We start from the raw sequence: 19,281 nt of genomic DNA, 5'->3' as shown, positions 1-19,281 counted from the left end.
GCTCGCTCGGTCATTCCACGCGCCGGCTCACAGCAGCCAGTCCTCGTCTGCCCTGGTCACATAAGTGGCGAAGGACTCACCCTCGGCACGGCGGTCGAGGTAGCCGTTGAGGATCCGCTCGGCGTAGTCGGGAGCCTCGGCGGCAGTCACCTTCAGGCCACGGAACTTGCGGCCGAACGCGGCCTCTGCTCCGAGTTGGCCACCGAGGTGCACCTGGAACGCCTCCGCGTCGGCGAACGAGCCGTCGTCCTGCTTGACCTTCTGCACGATGCCCTTGAAGCCGATGTCGGCGGTCTGGAACCGGGCGCACGAGTTCGGGCAGCCGTTGACGTTGATGGTGATCGGGGTGTCGAAGTCAGGCATCCGCTGCTCCAGCTCCTTGCGGATGATCTCGGCGCGACCCTTGGTCTCGACCAGCGCGAGCTTGCAGAATTCGATGCCGGTGCAGGCGATCGTGCCGCGGTGGAACTTCGTGGGACGGGCGGACAGGCCGAGGGTCTCGAGCTCGTCCGCGACCGCTTCGGCATTCTCCGCAGGAACGTCCAGGATCACCAGGCCCTGCTGTGCCGTGGTGCGGATGCGCCCGCCACCGAGGGACTCCGCCAATTTCGCCACCCGGCTCAGCGCCGTGCCGCTGGTGCGGCCGGACGCTGTGGTGGCACCGACCGCGTACTGGCCGTCGCGCTGTTCGATGATGCCGATGTGGTCGCGGTGTGACGGGGACTTCTCGGGAGCGGGGCCGTCCGGCAGGGCGTGGCCGAGGTACTCCCGCTCCAGTACCTCACGGAACTTCTCGGGACCCCAGTCGGCGATCAGGAACTTCAGCCGGGCGTGGTTGCGCGAGCGGCGGTAGCCGTAGTCGCGGAAGATGCCGCAGACCCCGGCCCACACGTCGGCGACCTCGTCCGGTCGCACGAAGGCGCCGAGCCGCTGCGCGAACATCGGGTTGGTCGACAGCCCGCCGCCCACCCAGAGGTCGAAGCCGGCCGTGCCGTCGGCACCGGTGACGCCGACGAACGAGACATCGTTGATCTCGTGGTTCACGCAGTGCTGCGAGCAGCCGGAGATGGCCGTCTTGAACTTACGGGGCAGGTTCGAGAACGCGGGGTCACCCACGAATTTCGCTGCCGTCTCGCGCAGCACCGGACCGCCGTCGAGGACGCTGTCGGCGGCAACTCCCTCCAGCGGGCAGCTGAGCATCACCCGTGGGGTGTCACCGCACGCCTCGGTGGTGTCGAGGCCGACCGCTTCGAGCTTGCCCCAGATGGTCGGGACATCCTCGATCCGGATCCAGTGGTACTGGACGTTCTGTCGGTCGGTGATGTCGGCGACGTCGCGGCCATAGGTGGTCGAGATCTCACCGAGGACCCGCAGCTGCTCCGACGTCAGCTCGCCACCGTCGATGCGTACCCGCAGCATGAAGAACTTGTCCTCGAGTTCTTCGGGCTCCAGAACGGCCGTCCGGCCGCCGGGAATGCCCTGGGCGCGCTGGGTGTAGAGCCCGAACCAGCGGAAGCGGCCCCGCAGGTCACCGGGATCGATGCCGTCGAAACCGGTGTGCTGGTAGATGTCGATGATCCGCTGCTTGACGAGCAGGCCGTCGTTGTCGCGCTTGCTGCGCTCGTTCGGGTTGAGTGGCTCGCGGTATCCGAGCGCCCACTGACCCTGTCCTTTACCCGCTGCCATGCGCGGTTGATCCCTTCGAGATGTGCCAGATCGTGCTCGGGCGGTGGTGCGAAGGGCGCTCAACAGCCAGCGCCAGCCACCCGCTGCAAGTCGATGTGGCGGCGCGAAGTCAGCAGGAGGGGAGCTGGGCGCACGCTTCCATGGTTCCACACGATCACGGCTACGTCGAAGTCGGCGGCTACGGCCGGTCGGGATCGATGTCGTTGGTTCGCGACCGGCATCTGTGCCACACTCGAATCATGTTCGCCGTCACGCTCGTCGCACGCCTGCATGTGGATCTGCAGCGCGTCGTCAGCGCGGCCTGTCGGACCTTCTGACCGCGTTCCCCGGCCTGCTCCCGGCCGCCTCGAACGCACCCCGCTGACGCAGCTCCCGCCGAGCTCCCGCCGATCAACGGCGGCATGGGCGCGTCCGCATCGCCCGCCGACACTCAGGACGCGCACGCCATGACGGCTCAGACTCAGCCCCGCTCTCCCCAGGTAGGTACCGGCCACGGTGCGACGCTGTGGTTCACCGGCCTTCCCAGCGCCGGTAAGACCACGCTGGCGGAGGCACTCGCGCTGCGGCTGCGCGCCGCCGGTCGTCCGGTCGAGATCCTCGACGGCGACGCGGTCCGCCCAGTGCTGTCTCCCGAGCTCGGGTACTCGCGCGCTGATCGCGACGCCAACGTCGCGCGGATCGGCTGGGTGGCCTCGCGGCTGGCTCGCAACGGCGTCCTCGTCCTGGCGTCCGTGGTGTCGCCGTTCGCCGCCGCCCGCGACGGCGTGCGTGCCTCCCATGCCGACGCCGGCACCCCGTTCCTGGAGATCCACGTCGCCACCCCCCTCCAGACCTGCGCCGAGCGCGACGTCAAGGGCCTCTACGCGCGGCAGCGGTCGGGCACGCTGGACGGCCTGACCGGCATCGACGGCGAGTACGAGCCGCCACCGAACGCGGACCTGCGCATCGACACCGCCGGCCGCTCGGTCGACGACGTGACCGACGACCTGATCTCGTTGTTGCGAAAGGAGAATCTGCTATGACGTCGCTGCTGTCGGTGGACTCGTTGGAACGGGCCTGGCTGACCGACCTCGAGGACGAGGCCATCCACATCATCCGTGAGGTGTTCGGGCAGTTCGAGCGTCCGGTGTTGCTGTTCTCCGGCGGCAAGGACTCGATCGTGATGCTGCACCTGGCGATGAAGGCGTTCTGGCCGTCCCGGCTGCCCTTTCCGTTGATGCATGTCGACACCGGGCACAACTTCGCCGAGGTGATCGACTACCGCGACCGCAAGGTCGCCGAGACGGGCGTCAAGCTCGTGGTCGCCAGCGTGCAGGAGGCGATCGAGGACGGAAGGGTGACCGAGTCACCGGGCGGCATCCGCAATCCGTTGCAGACGATTCCGCTGCTCGACGGCATCGCCTCGAACCGCTTCGACGCCGTGCTCGGGGGCGCCCGCCGGGACGAGGAGAAGGCCCGCGCGAAGGAGCGGGTGTTCTCGGTGCGCGACGACTTCGGTCAGTGGGACCCGCGCAATCAGCGCCCGGAGCTGTGGGATCTGTACAACGGCAGGCACCGCACGGGCGAGCACGTCCGGGTGTTTCCGCTGTCGAACTGGACCGAGCTGGACATCTGGGCCTATATCGAGCGTGAGGGCATCGAGGTTCCCAGCATCTACTTCGCACACGAGCGGCCCGTCGTCCAGCGCGACGGAATGCTGCTTGCCGTGACCGAGTTCACGCCACCGCGCGAAGGCGAAACGGTCGAGACCCGGCAGGTGCGGTACCGCACCGTGGGGGACGCGACCTGCACCGGAGCGGTCGAGTCCGCCGCCGCTGACGTCGCCGCGATCATCACCGAGACCGCCGCCAGCACCATTTCTGAGCGCGGCGCGACCCGGGCGGATGACCGGGCCAGCGAGGCCGCCATGGAAGATCGCAAACGTCAGGGTTACTTCTGATGCCGGGTGAATTGCTGCGCGTCGTCACGGCCGGATCGGTCGACGACGGCAAGTCCACGCTCGTCGGACGGCTGCTGCACGATGCGAAGGCCGTGCTCGCCGACCAGATGACCGCGGTAGAAACCGCCTCCGAGCGGCGTGGCTACGAGGGCGCCGATCTGGCGCTGCTGGTGGACGGCCTGCGCGCCGAGCGTGAGCAGGGCATCACGATCGATGTCGCGTACCGGTACTTCGCCACCGCGAGACGGACGTTCATCCTCGCCGACACACCGGGCCACGTGCAGTACACCCGGAACACGGTGACCGGCGCCTCCACCGCCGACGTCGCGGTCATCCTGGTCGACGCGCGCAGCGGTGTGGTCGAGCAGACCAAGCGGCACCTGGCGGTGACCTCGCTGCTGCGGGTGTCCGAGATCGTGCTGGCCGTGAACAAGATGGACCTGGTCGGGTACGCCGAGACGGTGTTCGACGCCATCGTGGGCGACTTCGCGGCCGCGGCATCCCAGCTGGGCCGGGCACACTTCACACCGATCCCGGTGGCGGCTCTCGCCGGTGACAACATTGTCGACAAGTCCGTCAACATGCCGTGGTTCAGCGGCGCGCCGCTGCTGGAGTACCTGGAAGAGGTCGAGCCGGCGGTCGGGCGCCAGCTGCCGGCCCGCTTTCCGGTGCAGGTCGTCATCCGCCCGCAGACGGCGCTCTACCCCGACTACCGCGGCTACGCCGGGCGGGTCGAGGCGGGCGTGCTGCGCAAGGGCGACAAGGTCCGCGTGCTGCCGTCGGGCCGGGTGTCCTCGGTGGAGGGCATCGACACCCCGGACGGCGAGCTCGCCGAGGCCGCAGCAGGACGTTCGGTGACGGTCCGCCTCACCGACGACGTGGACATCGCCCGCGGCGACCTGATCGTGGCCGACGGCGACCCGCAGCCCGTCGCCACCCGGGAGCTTGCCGCCACGGTGTGCTGGCTGACCGACAAGCCGCTGCGCGCCGGGGACCGCTACCGGCTCAGGCACACCACCCGTGACATCCAAGCGGTGGTGGACGGCGTGCACTCGCGGTTGGACATCGCCACGGTGACGCCCGAGCCTGCCACCGAGCTCGGGCTCAACGACATCGGCAAGGTCCGGATCCGACTGGCCGAGCCCGCCGTGGTGGACCCGTACCAGGTCAACCGGTCCACCGGCGCCTTCCTGCTGGTCGACCCGTCCAGCGGCGCCACGGTAGCTGCCGGCATGGTCAGCTGACCGCCCTGCCGGCAGGAGTGGCACCAGTAGCGGTCGCGGGCATCGGCCCCTCGGCGGCGCCGCGTTCCCGCGCTACGGAAGACTGCTGATGTGAGCGGTCTTCCTATTCTTCTCGATCTGGTGGGTCGTCAGGTCGTCATCGTCGGGGGCGGCGCGGTGGCGACCCGGCGGGCCAAGACGTTCGCCGAAGCCGGCGCGCGGGTAGTGGTGATCGCTCCGACCGTCACGGCCGAGCTGGCCGCGACGTCGGTGTCGGTGCACCCCCGCCCGTACCGCGCCGGTGATCTCGCTCAAGCCTGGCTCGCTGTCACCGCGACCGACGACAGTGCGGTGAACGCGGCGGTGGCCGAGGAAGCCGCCCAGGCCCGGATCTTCTGCGTGCGTGCCGATACCGCGTCCTCCGGGACGGCCCGGGTTCCCGCCATCCACAGCAGCGGGGACCTGACGATCTCGGTGAACGCCGGGGACGACCCGCGGCGGGCGGACGAGCTGCGCAACCTGATCGCCTCATCGCTCGAGATCGGCGCGCTGTCGGCCAGGCCGGTCCGGCCTGCCGCCTCGGGCAGCGTCGCCCTGGTCGGCGGGGGTCCCGGTGATCCCGAGCTCATCACGGTGCGCGGCCGCCGGCTGCTGTTCGAGGCTGACGTCGTCGTCACCGACCGGCTCGCGCCGCGATCACTGCTGTCCGAGCTGGACCCGGGCGTCGAGATCATCGACTGTGGCAAGTCCGCGCACCGGCACAACCTCACCCAGGACGAGATCAACGCCGTGATCGTGGACCGGGCACAGCACGGCAAGCGCGTCGTGCGGCTCAAGGGCGGCGACCCGTTCGTGTTCGGACGGGGCAGTGAAGAGGCGGCTGTCTGCGTGGCGGCCGGTATCCCGGTTCAGGTGGTGCCCGGGATCACCTCCGCCATCGCCGCGCCGGCGGCGGCCGGTATCCCGGTGACCCACCGCGGCCTGGCCGCCGACTTCGCCGTGGTGTCGGGGCACCGCGACCCGGGGCGCGCCGAAGCCGGCTGGAACTGGCCGGAGCTGGCGGTCGGCCCGTCCACCCTGGTGCTGCTGATGGGCATGGACACCCTGGCGGGCATCGCCGCGGAGCTGATCGAGCACGGGCGTCCGGCGGACACCCCGGCCGCGGCCATCCACCGGGCGACCCTGCCGAACCAGCGGGTGGTGCGTGCTCCGCTCGGTGAGTTGGCAGCGGCGGTGCGCGAGGCCGGCCTGTCCGCCCCATCGGTCGTGGTGATCGGCGCGGTCGCCGCGCTGGGCTGGGGCTGACTCAGCGGGGTTCCGGAGTGCTCAGCGGACTTCCGGAGTGCTCAGCGGGGTTCCGGAGTCAGTGCCCAGCAACCCGGTTGGGTGATCAGCGCGGCATTACTGTCAGAGGGTGCGCCTACGGTCGTGTCCATGAGGGATGTGACCCGGTCAGAGCCCACCCGGACGGACGCCGGCGGGCTCCCGTCCGACGAGCGCGCGGTCCAGTTGGAGCTGACCGGCTGCTGGCCGGAGTCACGGCCGAAGAAGTCTCGTGGGCGCGCGTCCGCACGTGCTACTGTTCGAACAACCGTTCGATTACGAGCCGACGAGGCCCGTTCCGACCGGCCCCCGCTCGTCTCACGGCCCAGTGGCCCCGCTGACGAGGCGGTTTCCCGCAGAGGTCGCAGAGGTGAGGAGTACGCGATGACCAGTCCGGTACCCGGCAGCGTGGTGGCGCTGATATCCCAGGCGAAGAGCACCTGGGATCAGGCTGTTCTCGAACCGGTCGCTGCCGAAAAGTATCGATCAGCGCATCTGGCTGCACTGCGAGCGGCCGCCGCGGTGCTCGCGCTGCGAGCCCGGCCGGCCGCGGCGGCGCGGCGGCGGCCCACCAGCGCGTGGGTACTGCTGGACGGGGTCGCTCCCGAACTGGCTGAGTGGTCTGCCTACTTCGCCGACAGCGCCAACCGGCGGGCGGTCATCGAGGCGGGCTCCGTGACGGTCGTCTCTGACCGCGAGGCCGACGATCTGCTGCGGGCCGCCGGCGAATTCATCGCCATCGTCGAGCGGATGGTCGGCCTGCTATCGCTCGGTGTTGCCAGTTGAGTGGCTCGCCGACGGCACCGTCGATCGAAGCACCGCTAGTGTTTGACCTCGTGGCAACCGACTTACGAGGCCTGGCCGACGGCGATGTGCCGCGCGGGTTGTCCCCGCTGCTCTGGGCGAGCGTCTGCGCGATGGTGCGCGGGTACGCCGCGCCGCGAGTGCTCGACTGTGGCGGCGGTTCGGGCAGCCTGGCCGTCCCCCTGGCGGCTCGCGGAGCCCGGGTAACGGTTGTCGATGTCAGCATCGACGCGCTGTCCACCATGCTCCGCCGGGCGACCGAGGCCGGCGTGCGCGACAGTGTCACCGCCGTACAGGCAGAGGCCGAATCCATGGCGGAGTTGCTGCCGCCGACCGGATTCGACGTGGTGCTGGTGCACGGGGTACTCGAGAGCGCCTCCAACCCCGGCCTCGCGCTGCAGCAGATCGGTGCCGTGCTGCGGTCCGCCGGGGTGGTGAGCGTCCTGGTCGCGAACCCGGTGGCCGCCGTGCTCGGGCGCGCCCTGGCGGGAGACGTCACGGGTGCTCTCGCCGCCTTCCACCGGTCGTCAGAAAACGCCTACGACCTAAATACCGTGCTCGGCCAGTGCGCCGCGGCGGGGCTCGAGATCACTGCGGTCGAGGGCGTCGGCGTGTTCACCGAGCTCGTTCCGGGTGTGCAGCTCGAACGGGCCGGCTCGCTGGTGGCCCTGTCCGAGCTCGAAGCCGCGACTGCGGGACTGGCGCCCTATCGCGACATCGCCTCGCGGCTGCACATCGTCGCCCGTCCTGCCGGCACCGGCCAGTTGCCGCCCGCCGCGGTGAGCTAGCAAGGTCTGGCATCGTCATGGGACGCAGCGCGGACCTGCCCCGCTCCTCAGGCGAGATCGACGGTGACGACACCGGTTGCCACGTCCTGCACGTCGACATGGACGCGTTCTTCGCCAGTGTCGAGATCAGAGCCCGCCCGGAACTGCGCGGCCTGCCGGTCGCCGTCGGTGGGACCGAGGGCCGGGGCGTCGTCGCGGCGGCGTCGTACGAGGCCCGGGTGTTCGGGGTGCGCAGTGCCATGCCGATGGGCCAGGCGCTGCGGCTGTGCCCGCGGCTGGTGGTCATATCACCCGATCGCAAGGCCTACACCAGCACCTCTACCGCCATCATGAAGATCTTCGCCGAATTCACACCCGTGATCGAGCCACTGTCCCTGGACGAAGCCTTCCTCGACGTCTCCGGGGCTGTGGGCCTGTTCGGCAGGCCGGCCGACATCGCCCGGCAGATCAGGCGGCGGGTGGCCGAGGACCAGCAGCTGACCTGTTCGGTAGGCGTTGCCACCATCAAGTCCGTTGCCAAGCTCGCTTCGGGAAGTTGCAAGCCGGATGGCCTCCGCGTGGTCAGCGCTGCCGGCCTGGCGGACTTCCTGAACCCGCTGCCGGTCACAGCCTTGTGGGGCGTCGGCAAGCGCACCGCGGAGCCGCTGCGCAGGCTGGGGATCCGCACGGTGGGGGAGCTGTCGGTCACCCCGCTGGACACCCTGCGCCGCGCGGTGGGCAACGCGACAGCGATCCACCTGTACGAACTGGCGAACGGCCGCGACGAACGAGTGGTCAGCCCACGCGAAGAAGAGAAGTCGATCTCGACCGACCGTACGATGAATTCGGACCTGCTCACCGAGGATGACGTGGCGCGGGAATTGCTCCGAGGTGCCGGCGAGGTGGCCGAACGGCTGCGCCAGGCGGGACGGGTCGCGCGCACGGTGGGCATCAAGATCCGATTCGCGGATTTCACCACCCTCACCCGGGTACGGACGCTAGCCGAACCGACAGACGCCGCCGCGGTGGTGTACGCGGAGTCCCTGCAGCTCTATCGCGGCTTGAAGCTGGACCAGCCCCGGGTGCGGTTGGTCGGCGTGAAGGCCGAAAACCTGCGACCGGCCGGTGAAGCGACACAGCTGGCACTCGATCTCAGCGGTCCGGGGCCGGCGCGACGACCTTCCGGCGCGGCGGAGCATGCCATCGACGCGCTCGCCGCGAGGTTCGGAGAGTCGGTGGTGGGACCGGCCTCGCTGCTCCGTTCCAAGACCGCAGACACCCCGACGGGCGGATTGAACCGGCATGTGCCCCGGCGTCCCGCACAGTGACTATCGAAAGATGTAACGAATTGTCTCCAGCGATGTAGCAATCGTCGCCGACAACTTTCGCACTCACATTTCGACTCGTATGCTCAGGGTGTATCCCTCTTCGGCCCGCATGGCCAGTGGGGCAAAGAAACAGGCGTTGGCAATGGGCCAGTACGCAGTGACAGGGATGGGAGGGCATGATGCCGCTCTCCGAGCATGAGCAGAGACTTCTCAACGAAATAGAACAAGCCCTGTATGCCGAGGATCCCAAGTTCGCCTCCTCGGTGAGGTCAGCGCGGCCGCGAAGTCGCGCCCGCACGATGCTGGCCCTTTCGATTCTGGGGGTGGTCGTCGGCCTGGTGGTGGTTCTTGTCGGGCTCACCGCCCACCTGACGTTGCTGGGTGTCGCCGGATTCGTCCTGATCGTCGGCTCGTGCGTGGCCGGCGCCGGTGCATTGCGCGGACCGAGGCGCAACAGCGCGGCCTCGCTGGCCCACGATCCGCGCGGCGCGAAGTCGAACACGCTACGGACCAAGATGGAAGATCGGATGCGCCGCCGGTTCGACGAGAACTGACGCTCCCACCCGACGCCAGACGGATAGCTCGACCGAACGGCCCAGCCCGCGCTGGGCCGTTCGGTCTCCCTTGACTCGCTCAGCTGCCGCCCGGCCGCTCAGGTGCCCGGGTCGCCTGCCGGGTGGATAGTCGCGCCTGCCGGGTGGACCTGCCATTAGCCCTGCCGGAGGACCTGCCATTAGCTCAGCGGGACCAGCGGGAGTGCCTGCCGATCAGCGAGCGCGGAATCCAGCGGTGCACCAACCGCAGCCGCCGGTCCGTGCGGCGAGCCCAGCGGGACAACGCCTCGTCCAGCTCCGTGATCGATTCTGCCGGAATCTCGCTGCCGCGCCGGGCGCTGAACCGGTCCCGCTCCACCCTGGCGGCCAGTGCCGTCAGGGCGGCGTGCCCGCTTGCGTCCATCCCGTGACCGGACAGCCAGCCCGGCACCTGGCCCACCGTCACGGTGTCGGGCCACAGCGCCTCGCGGTCCGCGGCCGTCGCCGCGAGCTCCTGCCACAGTGTCTCCGGATTGCCGGTCGACCGTGCTCGATCGAGTCGCCTGCGTCGCTGGCGTCGCCGCAGCAGGCGTGGGCCGACCACGAGCGCTGCCAGCACCAGGATGAGCACCAGCACGGTGACCAGGACCCGCCACACCGGTGAGGAGGTCTGCGCGGCGGCTGCCGCGACCGGCGCCGCGGTCTGCTCCGGCCGCGCCGCGGACGGTGCCATCGACTGGCCCCGGTTCGCGGTCGGCTCGGCGGTCTGGACTGGCGGGTCCACCGCGTGGGTGGCCCACGGCAGCGCGACGGCGCGGGCCGAGTCGGCACCCGCGAGCGGGGTGGGGTCGAACGGCACCCAACCGATCCCGTTGAAGAACACCTCGACCCACGAGTGCGCGTCCGAGGTGGTGACGGTGAAGACACCGTTGGCGTCCGGGGCGTGGTGGGTGTAGCCGATCACCACGCGCGCGGGCAGGCCGGCCTGGCGCATCAGCACCGCGGCGGCCGCGGCGTACTGCTGGCAGTACCCGGTCTTCTTGTCCAGAAAGGTCACCAGCGCGTTGCGGCCGTCATTGGGCGGTGCGTTCAGCGCGTAACTGAAGCCGTTCCGGGGATTGGTGAAGTAACTCGAGATGGCCCGGGCCTTGTCGTACGGCGTCCTTTCGCCGCCCGCGAGCCGGCTCGCGAGCTGGGCCACCTCGTCCGGTTGCGGGGGCAGGAACGTGAGCTGCGCTGCGAGCCCCGCGTCGACACCGCCGGTCCAGGGGATGGCCGCCTCCAGCTGGGCCACCTTCGGCGCCGGCTGCTTAACGGTCTCGGTATAGGTCATGCTCGGCTTCAACGAGACGCCGAAGGCACTGGACGTGCGGCTGTTCCAGCTGGCGGTGTCGGAGGGCGGTCCAAAGGCCGCGGGGTTGGCCAGGATCGGCAGCGTCGTCCCGCCGAGGGCGAGGATCGTGAACCGGGCGTTCATCGAGAACGCCGGCGTGCTGGTCGCCTGGGTGTCGTCGGACTGGGGGCCGACCGGGTAGTGGCCGCTGCCCAGTGGAGTGATCGCGCGAGGGTTGTCGTACGTACGTCCGGACGGTCGCCAGCCGTCATTGGTGAACATGTCGTCCACTTCTTGGCGGATGTAGAACGGATCGCTGCCACGGGTGACCTGCACCCGGAACAGGTCCACCGGAGTCGGCCGCTGCAGCGATCCGCGCAGCGACGCCAGGCTGTTGAGCACGATCTGGCCGCTGCCGCCCTGGCCGGAGCCCCCACCGTTGTGGTGCGCCGCCCGGGCGAGCACGTTCACCGAGGCCGACGGCAGCACCGCCGGAACGATCAGGGCGGCGACCACTCCGGTCACCGCCATCCGCCGGGCGCCGCCGAGTCGGCCGCCGGAGCCGTCGACGGACGGCCCCCAGGCACGGTCCTGCAACCGGGTTCCGGCAAGCATGATGAGCAGGAATCCCAGCGCCGCGGCCGCGAACCAGATCGGGTTCGAGGCCCTGGACGACGTCGCGGACGCAACCACGAGCACCTCGAGGAGTGGCGCGGAGGCGAGCAGTGGATGCCGGAGCAGGATCGCCAACACATCGGTCAGCACCGCCAGCGCGACCAGCGCCGCCGCGACCAGGAGCCGCAGAGCCTGGGTCGAGGCCAGCGGGGCATGCTGGCTCCGCACCGTGTCACGGGCGGTGCGGACCAGGTCCGAGAGGTCCCCGAACGAGCTGCCGGTGGGAAGCACGCCCAGAGCCAGGTGTTGTGGCACGAAGACCCAGAGCAGCATCAGCAGCGAGGCCGCCAGGCCCACCGCGCTGTGCCACCAGCGCGGGGCTGTGCGGGATCGTGCCAGCGCGACGATCGCCAGGTACGGCAGCGCACAGCCGATGCTGACGGTCAGCCAGGACCAGTCCGTGAACACCGAGCGCAACGGCAGGGTGGTGAGCAGCATGCCGAGCGCCACCGCGCCGCTGACGGCGGGCAGCGAGGCGTCGAGGCCGTTGCTGCTTCCGGCCGGCCGGAAGCCGCGAGAGGTGGGGGCGAGCGTCGGCGCGGTCATCGCAGCACCACCGGTCGGGTCGTCAGGAGCGTGGGCCACAGCTCGACCAGCTCGTCGCCGGCCTCCACCGGCAGCACCCGCCACCCGCTGGCGCGCAGGGAGTCTGCCGTGCTGTGCCACGCGGTCTCCGACAGCGCGTCACGGCCGCCGGCCGCCCAGGTCCAGGGGCGCAGCAGCAGCGCCACCGCCGACCCGGGCAGCTGCGGCTTGACCAGCAGCTCGCCGACGGAGCTCTTGGGCGTGGCCGCGAGGATCGCGAACACCGACGACTCCCGGCCGAGGCCGGTGAGCGCGGTGACCAGCGGCTGGACATCCGCCCGGAGCGCGGGCCTGACCTCCGCGGTCAGGTCCAGGATCGCCGCGGCGTCATCGTGGGCGACCTGGCCGCCGCCGGTGACGACCGCGACCCGCCGGCCCCGTTCGGCCAGGTGCCGGCCGATGCTCGCGGCGGCGGTGACGGCCCACTCGAAGGCCGCCGACTCGGCGCCGAGGGCACCCGCCGAACCCCCGCCGCCGGGGTAGATTCCGCCGCCGACGGGATAGGCGCCGACTCGGGTGTCCAGCAGCACCAGGCTCTCGCCGTGCCAGGGCCGTTCCTCCTGCCGCACCATCAGACCGCCGGAGCGGGCGGTGCTGCGCCAGTGGATCTTGCGCAGGTCGTCGCCGTGCCGGTACTCCCGGACGGATGCGTCGTCGGAACCGCCGGCACCTACCGAGTGGCTCATCGTCGCGGCACCGTCGCGCCAGGCCATCGGCAACGGCAGTGCCGGCAACGGAACCGTCTCGGGCCGCACGATCAGCTCGGCCGTGTCGGTGGAGCGGGACTCCGCGGTGATCAGGCCGAACGGGTCGCTCGCCACCACCGTGGTCGGGCCGACGGCGTACCGGCCGCGAGGAAGTGCGGGCAGCGGATAGGCGACCGTGCGATGCTGGCGACCGCGCACCCCGGCGACGCTGAAGCGCAGCGGACGGCCGCGGGGAACGGTCTCGGTGACCCGGAGCGGCCCGGTACCGAAGGGCTGCGGATTGCTCAGCACCACCCGTACCTCGGCCCGCTCGCCGCGGACGACTCGGGCGGAACTCACGCTGTGGCCGACCCGCAGTCCGGACCGCGCCTGGCGCACCGCCCACCACGCCGGCAGCGGTAGGACCAGCAGCAGCACGCCGAGACGTTGAAGATCCTGCACGCCGAGTGCCAGCCCCGTCAGCACCAAGATGACGCCGACCGCGATGAACGTCCGGCCGCGGCTGGTGAGCGAGACCCGCGTCGTCGCGACGGACGCCGCGTCGTCGGAGCCTTGCCCCGCGGACTGCTTAGCTGCCATGAACTGTCCTCAACATCGAACTATCCTCGATATGGACTGTCTGTATATGTGCGACTGCTATGTACGCGTGACTGCTATATACGTGCGCTTGCCACCGGGATCGGCACCTTCACCACGATCTCGGCCAGCAGGTTCTCGGGGGAGCGTCCGGCCACGATCGCGCTCGGAGCGAGCAGCAGCCGGTGGGCCAGCACCGGCGCCACCAGTCGCTGCACGTCGTCGGGCAGCACGAAGTCGCGCCCGGCGATGGCAGCCGCGGACTTGGCCGTCCGCAGCAGGTGCAGCGAGGCACGAGGTGACGCGCCGAGGCGGATGTCGGAATGGTTGCGGGTGGCCTCGACCAGGCTGACCACGTAGTCCTTCACCGCCTCGGCGACGTGGACGTTGCGCACCGTCTCGATCAGCGCCCGGATGTGCTCGGCGTCGGAGACGGTGGTGAGCGTGGTCAGCGGGTCGGCCGTCGTCTGGTCGCTGAGCATCGCGATCTCCGCGGCGCGGTCGGGATAGCCCAGCGACAGCTTCGCGGTGAACCGGTCGCGCTGCGCCTCGGGCAGGGCGTAGGTGCCTTCCATCTCGATCGGGTTCTGGGTGGCCAGCACCAGGAAGGGCGACTGCAGGACGTAGCGGGCGCCATCGACGGTTACCTGGCGCTCGGCCATGCATTCCAGCAGCGCGGCCTGGGTCTTCGGGGAGGCCCGGTTGATCTCGTCGCCGAGGACGATGTTGGCGAACACCGGCCCGGGCTTGAACTCGAAGTCGGTGGACTCGGAGTTGTAGATGCTGACCCCGGTGACATCGCTGGGAAGCAAATCCGGCGTGAACTGGATGCGGCGGACGGTGCAGTCGATGGAGCGGGCGAGCGCCTTGGCGAAGGTCGTCTTGCCGACGCCGGGCACGTCCTCGATGAGGAGATGCCCCTCGGCCAGCAGGACGGTCACGCCGAGGCGGATGACATCGTGCTTGCCGGCGACGACCTTCTCTATGTTGGCCACGATCCGTTCGGCCGCCGGCCCGACCTGGGCCACCGACAGCGTGGGTACGGTGTTCGACGGGCTATGCCCGTTGGTCGACGGACGGTCGTGCGGCGTCGCGTCGCTCTGCGCTCCGGGTGCCGGCGATACATGTGTCACTGAGCGCATCCGTCCTGGTAATAGCTGTGGGCCGGGCCGTTCCCTGCTGAAGCTGCTCGCGGACGTCGCGGCGATCCGCCGGGGGCGGGACTCGTCCGGTGTTCGAGCGTTCAGCCGACTGCCGCTGTCGAGGGTAGTTGCCCATCGGCGACTCCGGACCAGCGAGCGCCAAAAGGCAGCAGCGGGAGGCTTGTCATCCCATTCCTCCCCACCGCTCGAAGGCCCCGGATTTGCTGCCATAGCGTCCCGAGACAGCGGCTCGCGAGGCGGTGTTTCGAATTGACGGTGGTGGACGGTGGGGTATGGTGGGCCCCAGTGGGGAACGTGTGAGCGGTCAGTCCAAACAGGGGGTGTCGGGTGTTCCTCGGAACGCACACCCCCCGCCTGGACGACAAGGGCCGACTCGCCTTTCCCGCGAAGTTCCGGAACGAGTTCGAAGGGGGCCTGGTGATCACCAAGGGTCAGGAGCGCTGCCTCTTCGTCTTTCCCATGGCCGAGTTCGCCCGGATCACCGACCTGCTCCGCTCCGCGCCGGTCACCCAGCGCAGCGTGCGGGACTTCAGCCGCGTCTTCTTCGCCAGCGCATCGCACGAGGTGCCGGACGCGCAGGGACGCATCACCGTGCCGCAGCCGCTGCGCGACTACGCCGGGCTGTCCAAGGACTGCGTCGTCATCGGCGCGAACAGCCGGGTCGAGGTGTGGGCCGCGGCGGCGTGGCAGAGCTACCTCGACGGCACCGAGGACTCGTTCTCCGACGCCGAGGAGGTCCTTCCCGGCCTTCTCTGACCATGGCTGCCGAGGCCGCTTCCGTGGTGTTCGTGCTGATCGGCCTCCTCCCGCCACCTCCGCTGTTTTCCTGACGCACTTCCCCGGCGCCAGGCACGCGGCGCAGGCCGGCGGGCGGGGACCAGTCCGCACGCCCATCAGAGCTCTGCGACAGCGCCACGCACGTTTTGCACCCGACCACCCGCCACGGCCGAGAAGTTCAGGAGCTCAGCATGGACGCACCGGACTTCCCGGTTCCGCCCGCTGCTGCTGTGCCTGCTGGATCGGTGCCCGGTGGACCGGTGCCCGGTGGATCCTTACCCGCGGCTCACGTGCCGGTGCTGCTCGACCGGGTGCTGGAACTGCTCCGTCCACCGTTGAGCCGGCCCGGGGCGGTGGTGGTGGACGCCACGCTCGGGCTCGGCGGCCACAGCGAGGCGCTGCTGCGCGCGCATCCGGCTGCCCGGCTGATCGGTCTGGACCGCGATCCCGAGGCGCTGCGGCGAAGCGCGGAGCGGCTTGCCGGCTTCGCCGATCGCACCGACCTGGTACATGCCGTGTACGACGAGTTGCCCGCGGTGCTCGATGCCCTCGGCCTGCCGCGGGTCGACGCCATCCTGTTCGACCTCGGCGTGTCCTCGATGCAGCTGGACCTGGTCGAGCGCGGTTTCTCCTACGCGCAGGACGCGCCGTTGGACATGCGGATGAACGAGCAGGATCCGCTGACCGCCGAAGAGGTTGTGAACACGTACCCGGTGAACCGATTGGCTCAGGTACTGCGTGAATTCGGCGAGGAGCGGTTCGCCCTGCGCATCGCCCAGTCCATCGGGCGGCGCCGCGCGCAGCACCGGCTCACCTCCACCGCGGAGCTGGCCGAGCTGGTGCGCGATGCCATTCCGGCGGCGACCCGGCGAACCGGTGGCCACCCCGCCAAGCGCACCTTCCAGGCGCTGCGGATCGAGGTCAACTCCGAGCTGGCCGCGGTCGAGACGGCCATTCCGGCGGCGCTCACCGCGCTCAGCGTGGGAGGACGCATCGTCGTGCTCGCCTATCACTCGCTGGAGGACCGGATCGTCAAGCGCAGCTTCGCCGAGCTGGCCGTCGACCGCACCCCGCCGGACCTGCCGGTTCCGCTGGCCGAGGCCGGTCCGCAGATCCGGCTGCTGAGCCGGGGATCAGAACCCGCCACCGAAGAAGAAATCGCCGCCAACCCCCGAGCCGCCTCGGTCCGGTTGCGCGCTGCCGAGCGAATCAGGGACGCCGCATGAACCACTCCACCGCCAGCACGCTCGCGTACCGGGACACTGAGGGCAGGCGCGCGGACGGCAGGAGGGCAGGTGCCACGGCTACTGCAGCCGCCGGTGCTGCGGTTACCGGTGCTGTGAGCTCCCGGTTGCGCCGTCTGCCGCTGCCCGTCCTGCTCGGGTTGATGCTGGTCGCCGGCCTGTGCGCGCTGCTGGCACTGAACACCGCCTCGGCGGCGCAGGAGCTCAAGCAGCGGGCGCTCACCGACTCCAATGCCAACACCCTCGACGTCGAGCAGCAACTGGAGCGCGACCTGGCCGCCAAGCAGGCGCCGGCCGCGCTGGCGTCCGCGGCCACCGCCCAGGGATTGGTGCCGAACCCGAACCCGGCGTTCCTGCGCATCAACGCCAACGGCTCCGTGACCATCCTCGGCTCACCCGCGCCTGCCAGCGTCCCGCCACCGCCGGTGACGCCCACGCCGCACGCTCGCACCGCCGCGGCAGCCCCCACGGCCGGCACGTCAGCCAGTTCAGCGCCCAAGGTCTCCAGCAATCCGGATAGTCAGGCTGCCAGCCCGACGCCAGCTCCGCCCTCGCCGACGGCGCCCGTGGTGACCGTGACGGTCACCAGCACAGCGCCCAGTACGACTGCCAGTCCAGCAGGGGACGGCGGAGTAGCCGCACCGACGCCCGGAGGGCACTGATGACCCGACCGCCACAGCGCCCGCCGGCACCGGCGGAGGGTCGCTCGAACGGACAGCGTCCGGGCAGGCGCGGCCGTCCGATCGCGCAGGGCCGTCCAGTCACTCAGGCGCGGCCCAGCCAACCCCGTCCGGCCCAGCCCCAGCCCGCTCCGCGCCCCCGCGGGCAGCGCGCCGCGAAGCCGCCGCGCGCACCCAGCCCGCCGCGCCTCATCACCCTCGGCGGGTCGATGAACCGGTTGTGGACCAGCGTCGTGGTCGTCGGACTGCTGCTGGCCGTGGTGCTCGTCCGGCTCGTGGTACTGCAGGGAATGGACTCCAGCGGTTACGCGCTCGCGGCCTCGGACGAGAAGCACGAATTCGTCACGCTGCACGCCGCCCGCGGCTCGATCGTCGACCGCAACGGCGTGCCGCTGGCCTACACCGCGAACGCCAAGGACATCGTCGCCGACCCGACCATGATCTCGGCCGGCCACCGGACCCGGTACGCCGAGCTGCTTTCACCCCTCGTCGGCAAGTCGGTCGCGGCGATCGAGAAGGCGCTCAACTCGACCACCCACTACGCGCCGCTGGCCACGGCCCTGTCGCCGGCCACCGCGAAGCAGATCGGCGAGCTGACGCTGGACGGCAAGCCGCTGCCCGGCGTGTTCAGCCAGGCGACCCTGCAGCGGATGTACCCCAGCCAGACCACCGGCTCCAACGTGGTCGGGGTCGTCCAGGCCGACGGCAACGGTGCTGCCGGCATCGAGGACAGCTACGACTCGGTGCTCAAGGGCACCGACGGCTCCGTCAGCTACGAGAAGGACTCGGTCGGCAACGTCAATCCGGCCGGCCCGATCAAGAGTAAGGCGGCCGTCGACGGCGGCACGGTCCGGCTCACAATTGATCAGGACCTGCAGTACGTCACCCAGCACTACCTCGACCAGTCCGTACGGGAATCCGGGGCCCGCGGCGGCCAGGTCGCGATCGTGGACCGCAGGACCGGCCAGGTGCTGGCGCTGGCGTCCAACGGGTCCTTCAATCCGCAGGACCCGTCCACGATCAAGGCGGGCGTGTCGCTGAACCCGAACGTCCAGCAGGTGTTCGAGCCCGGCTCCGCGAACAAGATCGTCACGATGACCGCCGCGGTCGAGAAGGGCGTGATCACGCCCCGCACGGTGATCAGCGTGCCGGACTCCATCGACACCGGCGGCATCACCGTGCACGACGCCTGGTGGCACCCGGTGCAGAAGTTCACCGCCACCGGAGTGCTTGCCGAATCCTCCAACGTGGGCACGCTCGAGATCGCCCAGCGGGTCGGCAAGCAGACCTTCGACGACTACCTGCAGCGTTTCGGGCTCGGTCAGAAGACCGGCGTGGAGCTGCCGGGTGAGAGTGCCGGCCTGCTGCCGGCCATCAACACCTGGTCGGACGCGACGTTCGCCAACCTGCCAATCGGCCAGGGTGTCGCGATGACCTCGCTGCAGCTGGCCTCGATGTACCAGACGGTCGCCAACGACGGTGTGCGAATCCCACCACGGGTCGTCCGGTCGGTCACCCGCTCGGACGGAACCGCCACCCCCGCCGCCCAGCCCGCCGGCGTGCGGGTGATGTCGTCGGCCACCGCGAAGACGGTGCGCACCATGCTGGAGTCGGTGACGCTCAAGGGCGGGACGGGCACCAAGGCAGCGATTGCCGGCTACCGGGTCGCGGGCAAGACCGGAACGGCGCAGCAGCCGGACCCGAAGACCGGCGCGTACTCCAACTCCGTGTACTGGGACACCTTCGCCGGGATGGCACCGGCCGACAACCCCGCGTTCGCCGTGGCGATCATGATCGACAACCCCGCGCACGGCCTGGAGGGCGGTGACGTGGCGGCGCCGCTGTTCCACCACATCGCCAGCTACGAACTGGCCGCGGCCAAGATCGCGCCGTCCGGCTCGCAGTCCACGCTCGTTCCGTTGCTGGTCAAGTAAATTC

18 protein-coding genes are annotated in these 19,281 nt (G+C 70.2%); 13 read left to right on the top strand and 5 right to left on the bottom strand.

Going from position 1 to position 19,281, the window contains the following annotated elements:
• Positions 1-27: 27 nt before the first annotated feature.
• Positions 28-1,686: a nitrite/sulfite reductase gene (locus RM423_RS07975; protein WP_311422486.1), complete on the bottom strand. Its 1,659-nt coding sequence runs from the start codon at positions 1,684-1,686 to the stop codon at positions 28-30.
• 59 nt (positions 1,687-1,745) lie between these two features.
• A complete protein-coding gene (locus RM423_RS25480; RefSeq protein ID WP_396327642.1) occupies positions 1,746-1,907 on the bottom strand; it encodes a putative leader peptide in 162 nt (53 codons plus the stop codon).
• Here RM423_RS25480 and RM423_RS25475 point away from each other — a divergent pair.
• The 9 genes from RM423_RS25475 (at position 1,884) to RM423_RS07930 (ending at position 9,624) form a co-directional block, all read left to right on the top strand.
• On the top strand, positions 1,884-2,003 hold the full coding sequence (locus tag RM423_RS25475) for a putative leader peptide (RefSeq protein WP_396327641.1): 120 nt from the start codon (positions 1,884-1,886) through the stop codon (positions 2,001-2,003). The two genes, RM423_RS25480 and RM423_RS25475, sit on opposite strands and share 24 nt — an antisense overlap.
• A gap of 129 nt (positions 2,004-2,132) precedes the next feature.
• Positions 2,133-2,708: an adenylyl-sulfate kinase gene (gene cysC, locus RM423_RS07965; protein WP_396327647.1), complete on the top strand. Its 576-nt coding sequence runs from the start codon at positions 2,133-2,135 to the stop codon at positions 2,706-2,708.
• The gene (gene cysD, locus RM423_RS07960) at positions 2,705-3,625 is read left to right on the top strand and encodes a sulfate adenylyltransferase subunit CysD (RefSeq protein ID WP_311422483.1); all 921 of its coding nucleotides are present in this window, start codon (positions 2,705-2,707) and stop codon (positions 3,623-3,625) included. Before cysC ends, cysD begins: the two co-directional genes overlap by 4 nt.
• Positions 3,625-4,869: a sulfate adenylyltransferase subunit 1 gene (locus RM423_RS07955; protein ID WP_311422482.1), complete on the top strand. Its 1,245-nt coding sequence runs from the start codon at positions 3,625-3,627 to the stop codon at positions 4,867-4,869. Before cysD ends, RM423_RS07955 begins: the two co-directional genes overlap by 1 nt.
• A 90-nt stretch (positions 4,870-4,959) precedes the next feature.
• Entirely contained in the window at positions 4,960-6,153 is a 1,194-nt protein-coding gene (cobA, locus tag RM423_RS07950; protein WP_311422481.1) for a uroporphyrinogen-III C-methyltransferase, read from the top strand.
• Positions 6,154-6,555: 402 nt separating this feature from the next.
• A complete protein-coding gene (locus tag RM423_RS07945) occupies positions 6,556-6,957 on the top strand; it encodes an SAV_6107 family HEPN domain-containing protein (protein WP_311422480.1) in 402 nt (133 codons plus the stop codon).
• A 50-nt stretch (positions 6,958-7,007) separates the two neighbouring features.
• A complete protein-coding gene (locus RM423_RS07940; RefSeq protein WP_311422479.1) occupies positions 7,008-7,763 on the top strand; it encodes a methyltransferase domain-containing protein in 756 nt (251 codons plus the stop codon).
• Between the two features lie 17 nt (positions 7,764-7,780).
• Entirely contained in the window at positions 7,781-9,070 is a 1,290-nt protein-coding gene (gene dinB / locus RM423_RS07935) for a DNA polymerase IV (protein WP_311422478.1), read from the top strand.
• A gap of 176 nt (positions 9,071-9,246) precedes the next feature.
• Entirely contained in the window at positions 9,247-9,624 is a 378-nt protein-coding gene (locus RM423_RS07930) for a DUF3040 domain-containing protein (protein ID WP_311422477.1), read from the top strand.
• Between the two features lie 184 nt (positions 9,625-9,808).
• Here RM423_RS07930 and RM423_RS07925 read toward each other — a convergent pair whose 3' ends face one another.
• From RM423_RS07925 to RM423_RS07915, 3 genes are all read right to left on the bottom strand, one after another.
• Entirely contained in the window at positions 9,809-12,157 is a 2,349-nt protein-coding gene (locus RM423_RS07925) for a transglutaminase family protein (RefSeq protein WP_311422476.1), read from the bottom strand.
• Positions 12,154-13,482 (bottom strand): DUF58 domain-containing protein, encoded by a 1,329-nt coding sequence (locus RM423_RS07920; protein ID WP_311422475.1) that lies wholly within the window; start codon positions 13,480-13,482, stop codon positions 12,154-12,156. Before RM423_RS07920 ends, RM423_RS07925 begins: the two co-directional genes overlap by 4 nt.
• Before the next feature lie 74 nt (positions 13,483-13,556).
• Entirely contained in the window at positions 13,557-14,621 is a 1,065-nt protein-coding gene (locus RM423_RS07915; protein WP_396327640.1) for an AAA family ATPase, read from the bottom strand.
• Positions 14,622-14,969: 348 nt separating this feature from the next.
• Here RM423_RS07915 and mraZ point away from each other — a divergent pair, with 348 nt between their 5' ends.
• From mraZ to RM423_RS07895, 4 genes are all read left to right on the top strand, one after another.
• Positions 14,970-15,398: a division/cell wall cluster transcriptional repressor MraZ gene (gene mraZ / locus RM423_RS07910; protein ID WP_311422473.1), complete on the top strand. Its 429-nt coding sequence runs from the start codon at positions 14,970-14,972 to the stop codon at positions 15,396-15,398.
• 212 nt (positions 15,399-15,610) lie between these two features.
• A complete protein-coding gene (gene rsmH, locus RM423_RS07905) occupies positions 15,611-16,645 on the top strand; it encodes a 16S rRNA (cytosine(1402)-N(4))-methyltransferase RsmH (protein ID WP_311422472.1) in 1,035 nt (344 codons plus the stop codon).
• The gene (locus tag RM423_RS07900) at positions 16,642-17,325 is read left to right on the top strand and encodes a hypothetical protein (protein WP_311422471.1); all 684 of its coding nucleotides are present in this window, start codon (positions 16,642-16,644) and stop codon (positions 17,323-17,325) included. Before rsmH ends, RM423_RS07900 begins: the two co-directional genes overlap by 4 nt.
• Entirely contained in the window at positions 17,325-19,277 is a 1,953-nt protein-coding gene (locus RM423_RS07895; RefSeq protein ID WP_311422470.1) for a peptidoglycan D,D-transpeptidase FtsI family protein, read from the top strand. Before RM423_RS07900 ends, RM423_RS07895 begins: the two co-directional genes overlap by 1 nt.
• Positions 19,278-19,281 lie beyond the last annotated feature (4 nt).

This window comes from Jatrophihabitans lederbergiae, assembly GCF_031845305.1.
GTDB lineage: Bacteria > Actinomycetota > Actinomycetes > Mycobacteriales > Jatrophihabitantaceae > Jatrophihabitans_A > Jatrophihabitans_A lederbergiae.
Note: the sequence above shows the minus strand (reverse complement) of the source record. Positions and strands in the feature narration are given on the sequence as shown.